A 7,501-nucleotide genomic window follows, 5' to 3' on the forward strand; every position below is an offset into this window, starting at 1 on the left:
CGTCCGGATCGGGGCGAAGGTAAACGAGCGGGACGCACCCGAACAAGCAGGCGGTTCCCGGAGTTGGCGTTTCGAAAGATCGGTTTGGGGAATTCACGGTCACCCTCCGTGAATTCCCGCCGCCTCATTCCCTCCGACCACCTGGATGCATACGGAAATTACGTGGACATGACGCGCGACGCACGGTCACGGATATGACGCTCCTCACCAGCCGCGCCGCCACCTCTCCCACCGGCAGGGTGAGTTGGGGTGAAGGTGTCAATTCCGGCAGACCGGTCAGATGCGACGCAAGTGGATGACCGTGGCATCCAGGTCGCCCCGCAGCCCGGTGCGCAGCCCGTGGTGCAGCAGCACGGCACCGCGATGCACTTCGCCCGTTTCACGGCATTCGTACGACGCCGTGGGGTCGAGGCCGCGCAGCCGCACCGCCGGCACCGGCTCGCCGTGGCTCTGGGCCTGCAGGCAGGCGAGGACGACCGTCTCGTCCCCCCGGACGTACTGCACGGCGCTCAGGCCGCCCGACGGGGGCCTGAGCCGGTACAGGTCGCCCTGCTGGACGACGGGGCGGATCTCCTTGTACAGCTCCACCCACCGCCGGGCCTCCGCCAGTTCCTCCTCGGTCCACTCGGTGAGGTCGCCGCCGACGCCGAGCACGCCCGCCATGGCACTGACGAAGCGGAACCGCAGCGAGCTGGCCCGGCCGTTGAGCTGGGTGTTCGGGCTGTCGGTGACCCAGGCGGCCATGACGCGCGCGGGGTGGATCTGGGTGAAGCCGTGCTGGATGGCCAGCCGGTCCAGCGGGTCGGTGTTGTCGGAGGTCCACACCTGGTCGGTGCGGCTCAGCACGCCGAGGTCGATCCGGCCGCCGCCGCCCGAGCAGGACTCGAAGGCGACCCCGGGGTGGGCGGCGCGCAGCCGGTCCAGCAGGGCGTACAGGGCGCGCACGTGGTCGACCCACAGCCGCTGCGGGTACGGCTCCCCGGGCCAGCCGGCGTCGGTGAAGCAGCGGTTGAAGTCCCACTTCACGTAGTCGATCGGGGCGCCGGAGAGCAGGGTGTCCAGCCGCTCCCACAGGTACTCCTGGACGTCCTCGCGCGCGAGGTTGAGGACGAGCTGGTTGCGCAGTTCCGTCCGTGTGCGTCCCGGCTGGTACTGCACCCAGTCGGGGTGCGCGCGGTACAGGTCGCTGTCCGGGTTGACCATCTCGGGCTCGACCCAGATGCCGAACTGCATGCCGAGGCCGTGCACCTGGTCGGCCAGCGGCTTCAGGCCGTGCGGGAAGCGGTCCGGGTTGGGCGTCCAGTCACCGAGCCCGGCGCGGTCGCTGGTACGGGCGCCGAACCAGCCGTCGTCGACCACGAACAGTTCGACACCGATGCCGGCGGCCCGCCGGGCGAGGGCGGCCTGCTGCTCCTCGGAGATGTCGAAGAACGTCGCCTCCCAGGAGTTGAACAGCACCGGCCGGTCGCGGTCCGCGTCCGGGACGACGTGCGCGCGCTGGTAGGCGTGCCAGGTGCGGCTGGCGCCGCCGAAGCCGCCGTCGCTCCACAGGCCCGCGAAGACGGGGCTGGTGTACGACGCCCCCGGCTCGAGCAGGAGCAGCCCGGAGTCGTCGTGGCCGGCGCCGCCGGTGACCTGCACGCGTGCGTCCGGGAGCTGGGCGACGGCGATGCGCCAGGAGCCGGACCAGCCGAGCGCGCAGCCGTAGACCTCGCCGCGCTCCTCGGTGGCGTCGGTGTCCAGCGCGACCCAGGGCAGGTGCTGGTGGCCGGTGTGGCCGCGGCGGCTGCCGATGACCTTCTCACCGTAGGTGAGGGGCGCGGTGGTGAGCCGGGACTCGGCGGCCCACCGGCCGTGCAGCTGGGACAGCCGCCACCCCTCGCGTTCGGGCAGGGTCCAGGTGGCGGCGTCGGCGCGCAGCAGCTCCACGCGCGCGGGGCCGCCGTTGTCCAGGCTCACCCAGCGCTCCACGACGTCCCCGCGCATCCGGTAGTGGAGGGTGATCGCCAGCCCGTCGTCGGCGAAGCGCAGCCGCAGCTCGTCGCCCTCGGTCTCGTACGCCGTGAAGCGCCACTCGGTGCCGCGGCGCTCGTCGGTGCGCACGGACAGGGCGGGGCGGACGAAGCGGGGGCCGCCCTCGACGGGGTACTCCTCGCGGCCGTCGAGCGGGGACTCGAAGGGCCAGTAGCCGGGCAGCGGGCTCCCGGCCAGGGCCTCGGCGTCGGCGAGCGCGATCCGGGGCCCCCAGTGGAGGTGCAGCAGTTCGTCCGCGTCGGTGAGATGCAGCGCATAGCTGCTGCTGGGCCCCGACAGGAGCCAGGTACGTCCGTTTTCGGCGATGTCCACCACGAGAACCTCACAGGTGCCAACAGATGCGCTCAAGTACGAACATCATCACGTCCGGATGCCGCCGCTGGCAACGGCTGTGGACAACTCGTTGCCCGAGGTGATCGATGTCGTATCGTCAACGCCAGTGCCCGTCGACGAGCCGCGCCGACGGGGCAGACCGGGAGGAGCACCCGTGACGCAGCAGGTCCCGTCGACCGAGCCCGAGCTCGCCGGAGTGCGCAATTTCCGTGACGTGGGCGGCCTGCCGACCGTGGACGGCCGGCGCGTGCGCCCCGGAGTGCTGTTCCGCAGCGGCCACCTGGCGCACGCGACGCAGGAGGACGCGGACTTCCTCGCCTCCCTGGGCCTGCACACGATCTTCGACTTCCGCAACGCGGCCGACCAGCGGCTGGAGGGCCCGGACGTCGAGCTGCCCGGCGTGCGGAACGTGAACCTGCCGCTGAGCGACCCGGCGGACGGCGCCGAGTTCTGGAAGATGGTCCGCGACGGCGACCTCGACCAGCTGCGCGGCATCCTCGCGGACGGCCGGGCGGCGGCCCGGATGGTCACCTCCTACCGGATGATCGTCACCCAGCGCACCGGCGAGCACTCCCGGGTGCTGCACGCGCTGGCCGAGGACAGCGTGCCGGCGCTGATGCACTGCGCGGCGGGCAAGGACCGCGCGGGCATCTCGATAGCCGTGACCCTCCTCGCGGTGGGCGTGGAGCGCGACGCGATCGTCGCCGACTACCTGGAGTCCAACGCCAAGCACCGCCGCTACCGGGTGCGGCGCAGCGGCAGCCCCGACACCGCGTACACCCCCGAGGTGATGGACCTGCTCAGCCCGCTCTTCGACGCGCGCGCCGAGTACCTGCAGGCGGCGTTCGACAGCATCGAGGACCGGTGGGGCGGCTTCGACGCCTACTTCGCCGACGGGCTGGGGCTCGCGCCCGAGACCCGGGAGCGGCTGCGCGCGCGCCTGCTGGACTGACCGCGGATCAGTTCTTGGCGCCCACCGCGAACAGCAGGTAGAGGAACGCGGCGAAGAGGTGGCCCACGGCGATGTAGATGATCAGCCGGATCCACAGGGCGCGGGGGAACTTGGTCTCGTAGTTGCTCATGGCAGCTCTCCGGTCAGCGGGCCCAGGCACAGCGCGGCCGTGGGGCTCTGCAGCAGGGTGTGGACGAACAGCAGCTCCACGCCGTCGTGGTCCTCGGCGGCGAGCCGGTGCGGGGTCAGGGAGTCGAAGTGCGCGCTGTCGCCCGCCGCGAGCAGGTGCGCGGTGTCGCCGAGGCGCAGCCGCAGCCGCCCCTTGAGGACGTAGAGCCACTCCTCGCCGGGGTGCACGCGCACGATGTCGCCCTGGGTGCCGTACGGCACCCGGACGCGCAGCGCCTGCATGCCGCGCCCGGGGGCACCGGCCTGGAAGTAGGTCCAGCCGGCCGCCCGGGTCGGTTCCATGTCGGCGGCGCGCACGATGGCGTCCCGGTCGGCCACCGTCTCACCGAGCAGCTCCGAGACCGTCGTACCGTAGATGCGGGCGAGCGCGAGCAGCATCGGCAGCGAGGGCTGGCGCCCGCCGGTCTCCAGCCGCGACAGGTGCGCGGGCGAGAGCCCGGCGGACCGGGCCGCGGCCTCCAGGGTGAGGCCCGCGCGCCGGCGCAGGGCGCGCAACTGTGGCGCCACGGCGGGCAGCTCGTCGCCCGGGCCCGCCGGCGGCACGGCGTCTGAGGCGTTCATGCCTCCATTCAGCCCACTCTTTGCCTCATTGGCAAATTTTTTGCCTCACAGGCAAAGAAGCACGCCGGCGGGGCGGCCCCGTCGTCAGCGGCCGGCCACCGCCTGCTTGATCAGGGTCTTGCCGAAGTCCCACATCAGCCCGCCGCCGCTGTGGGCGTCGTCCATCACGGCGGTGAAGGCCTCCACGAACCGGTCCACGTCGTCCGTGTCGAGGACCAGCGGCGGAATGAGCTTGATCACCTCCAGGTGGTCGCCGGAGACCTGGGTGAGGATCCGGTGCCGCTGCAGCAGGGGGACGACGACCATCTGGGCGAACAGGCCCTTGCGGGCCGCCTGGAGCATGGCCCAGCGGCTGCGCAGCTTCAGCGACGACGGCCGGCCGAACTCGATGCCGATCATCAGGCCCCGGCCGCGGACGTCGGCCAGCAGCTCGTACCGGTCGGTCAGCGCGGCGAGCCGGGACTTCAGCAGCTCCCCGGTGGTGCGCACGCCGGCGACGATCTGCTCGTTCTCCATCACCGACAGCACGGCCAGTCCCGCGGCCATCGCCTGGGCGTTGGCGCCGAAGCTGGCCGAGTGGACCAGGACGCGGTCCATGGAGGAGTAGACCTTCCTGAAGATCCAGTCCTTGCCCAGGGTCGCGCCGACCGGGACGTACCCGCCGGACAGCGCCTTGGCCACGCAGACCAGGTCGGGTTCCACGCCGTCCTCGTGCTGGTAGGCGTAGAAGTCGCCGGTGCGGCCGAGCCCGGTCTGCACCTCGTCGGCGATGAGCAGCGCCTTGTGCCGGTGCAGCAGTTCCTGGGCGGCGCGCAGATAGCCGGGCGGGGCCTCGTGCACGCCCTTGCCCTGGATCGGCTCGACGATCAGCGCGGCGACGTCCCCCTTCCTCAGCTCCCTCGCCAGGGCGTCGAGATCGCCGAGGGGGACGGCGGTGTCGGGCAGCAGCGGGGCGAAGCCGTCGCGGAAGCCGTCCTCGCCGTTGACCGACAGCGAGCCGGTGGTCAGGCCGTGGAAGGCGTGGTCGCAGTACAGGACGCGGGGCCTGCCGGTGGCGTAGCGGGCGAACTTCAGGGCGGTCTCGACGGCCTCCGTCCCGCTGTTGCCGAAGAACACCCGGTCCAGGTGCGGGCTGTGCGCGAGGAGCCGCTCGGCGAGCAGGCCGGGCAGCGGCGGGCAGTCGAACCGGGTCAGGTCGGCGAGGCCGAGGTCCATCACGTCGTGCAGCGCCTGGCGGACGACCGGGTGGTGGCGGCCCAGGCCCATCACGCCGAACCCGGCGAGCATGTCCAGGTAGTCGTGGCCGTCCGCGTCGAAGAAGTGGGCGCCCTCGGCCCGCTCGTAGACCCGGTCGAAGCCGATGGTGCGCAGCATGCGCGGGAGCTGCGGGTTGAGGTACCTGGCATGCAGCTCGTAGCGCTCGGCTCCGCGCTCGGCGAGGAGGGCGCCGAGGTCGAACTCCTTGGTCATTCCTTCTCCTTGGCTGTCCCGGCCGCGCCGCTGACGGCCAGGCTCGCGCTGATCCGCCCGGCGATCTCGACGGGCGTGAGGCCGATGTCGGCCAGCACCTCGCTGCGCTTGGCGTGCGCGAGGAACTGCTCCGGGACGCCGAAGCGCCGTACCGGCACGTCCACGTCGGCGTCGCCCAGCGCCAGCGCCACGGCCGAACCGACCCCGGCCGCCCGGCTGTTGTCCTCCACCACGGCCACCAGCCGGTGTCCGGCCGCCAGTCGCGGCAGCTCGGGGTCGACCGGCTTCACCCACCGGGGGTCCACCACCGTGCAGGCGATGCCCCGCGCCGCCAGCAGCTCGGCGGCCTGCAGGCACACGGAGGCCATCACTCCGACGGCGACCAGCAGCACCTCGGGATGCTCGGCGCGGTGCAGGACGTCCATGCCGCCGACGCGCCCGACGGCCGGGATCTCCGGGCCGGCCGACTCCTTCGGGAAGCGGACCAGGGTGGGCGCGTCGTCGACGGCGACGGCCTCCCGGAGCTGGGCGCGCAGCTGCTCGGCGTCGCGCGGGGCGGCGATGCGCAGGCCGGGCACGACCTGCAGGACGGACATGTCCCACATGCCGTTGTGGGACGCCCCGTCGACGCCGGTGACCCCGGCCCGGTCCAGGACGAAGGTGACACCGCAGCGGTGCAGGGCGACGTCCATGAGCAGCTGGTCGAAGGCGCGGTTGAGGAAGGTGGCGTAGACGGCGACGACCGGGTGGAGCCCGCCCGTGGCGAGCCCGGCCGCGGAGACGGCCGCGTGCTGCTCGGCGATGCCCACGTCCCACACCCGGTCCGGGAACCGCTCGGCGAACCCGCCGAGCCCCACCGGGTGCAGCATGGCCGCCGTGATCGCGACGACGTCCGGCCGCTCCTCGCCGATCCGGACGATCTCGTCGCCGAAGACGGAGGTCCACGAGGGCCCGCCGGCGGGCGTGAGCGGGGCGCAGGTCAGCGGGTCCATGACGCCGACGGTGTGGAAGTGGTCCTCCTCGTGGGCGAGGGCGGGCTCGTAGCCGCGGCCCTTCTCGGTGAGGCAGTGCACCAGGACGGGACCGTGGAAGCGTTTGGCGCGGCGCAGCGCGGACTCCAGGGCGCCGATGTCGTGGCCGTCTATCGGGCCGACGTACTTCAGCCCGAGGTCCTCGAACATGCCCTGCGGGGCGAAGGCGTCCTTGAAGCCCTTCTTCGCGCCGTGCAGGGACTCGTAGACGGTGCTGCCGACGACCGGTGTCCGCAGCAGCATCTCCTTGCCCCAGGCGAGGACCCGCTCGTAGCCGTCCGTCGTGCGCAGGGTGGCCAGGTGGTTGGCGAGGCCGCCGATGGTCGGGGCGTACGACCGCTCGTTGTCGTTGACGACGATGATCAGCGGCCGGTCCTTGGCGGCCGCGATGTTGTTCAGCGCCTCCCAGGCCATGCCGCCGGTCAGCGCGCCGTCGCCGATCACCGCGACGACGTGGCCCTGCTGCCCCCGCACCTGGTTGGCCTTGGCGAGCCCGTCGGCCCAGCCGAGCGCCGTGGAGGCGTGGCTGTTCTCGATGACGTCGTGCTCGGACTCCTCGCGCGAGGGGTATCCGGACAGGCCGCCCTTGCCGCGCAGCTTGGAGAAGTCCTGACGCCCCGTCAGCAGCTTGTGCACATAGCTCTGGTGGCCGGTGTCCCACAGGATGCGGTCGGCCGGCGACTCGAAGACCCGGTGCAGTGCGACGGTGAGTTCCACCACCCCCAGGTTGGGCCCGAGGTGACCGCCGGTTCTCGACACCGCGTGCACCAGGAACTCACGTATTTCCTCTGTCAGTTCGCCGAGTTCTGCCTCGGACAGCGCCTTCAGGTCGCGTGGTTCCCGGATGGTCTCCAGAATGGTCACGCTGGGCCCCCTCTCGGTCCGTGCCGTGCCCTTGCTCAACTCACTTCTTCTGCGGGGCTCGTCCGCT

At 72.1% G+C, this 7,501-nt stretch carries 6 protein-coding genes; 1 reads left to right on the top strand and 5 read right to left on the bottom strand.

Translation table 11 applies throughout. From position 1 onward, the window contains the following. Positions 1–276: 276 nt before the first annotated feature. Positions 277–2,349, bottom strand: a complete 2,073-nt coding sequence (locus AQJ66_RS26320; protein WP_061926982.1) for an alpha-galactosidase — start codon at positions 2,347–2,349, stop codon at positions 277–279. Between the two features lie 172 nt (positions 2,350–2,521). Between AQJ66_RS26320 and AQJ66_RS26325 the strand changes: the two genes are divergently transcribed. After that, entirely contained in the window at positions 2,522–3,319 is a 798-nt protein-coding gene (locus AQJ66_RS26325) for a tyrosine-protein phosphatase (RefSeq protein WP_061926984.1), read from the top strand. Positions 3,320–3,326: 7 nt separating this feature from the next. Here AQJ66_RS26325 and AQJ66_RS26330 read toward each other — a convergent pair whose 3' ends face one another. The 4 genes from AQJ66_RS26330 to dxs all read right to left on the bottom strand — a co-directional run bounded on the left by AQJ66_RS26330 (position 3,327) and on the right by dxs (position 7,434). Next, the gene (locus tag AQJ66_RS26330) at positions 3,327–3,449 is read right to left on the bottom strand and encodes a DUF6126 family protein (protein WP_061926986.1); all 123 of its coding nucleotides are present in this window, start codon (positions 3,447–3,449) and stop codon (positions 3,327–3,329) included. Beyond that, positions 3,446–4,069 carry a helix-turn-helix domain-containing protein gene (locus AQJ66_RS26335; protein WP_061926988.1) on the bottom strand — a complete coding sequence of 208 codons (624 nt, stop codon included), beginning with the start codon at positions 4,067–4,069 and terminating at the stop codon, positions 3,446–3,448. Before AQJ66_RS26335 ends, AQJ66_RS26330 begins: the two co-directional genes overlap by 4 nt. A gap of 84 nt (positions 4,070–4,153) precedes the next feature. Continuing rightward, entirely contained in the window at positions 4,154–5,539 is a 1,386-nt protein-coding gene (locus AQJ66_RS26340; RefSeq protein ID WP_061926990.1) for an aspartate aminotransferase family protein, read from the bottom strand. After that, a complete protein-coding gene (gene dxs, locus AQJ66_RS26345) occupies positions 5,536–7,434 on the bottom strand; it encodes a 1-deoxy-D-xylulose-5-phosphate synthase (RefSeq protein ID WP_061926992.1) in 1,899 nt (632 codons plus the stop codon). The genes AQJ66_RS26340 and dxs overlap by 4 nt, the downstream gene beginning before the upstream one ends. Positions 7,435–7,501 lie beyond the last annotated feature (67 nt).

It is taken from the genome of Streptomyces bungoensis, from assembly GCF_001514215.1.
Lineage (GTDB): Bacteria > Actinomycetota > Actinomycetes > Streptomycetales > Streptomycetaceae > Streptomyces > Streptomyces bungoensis.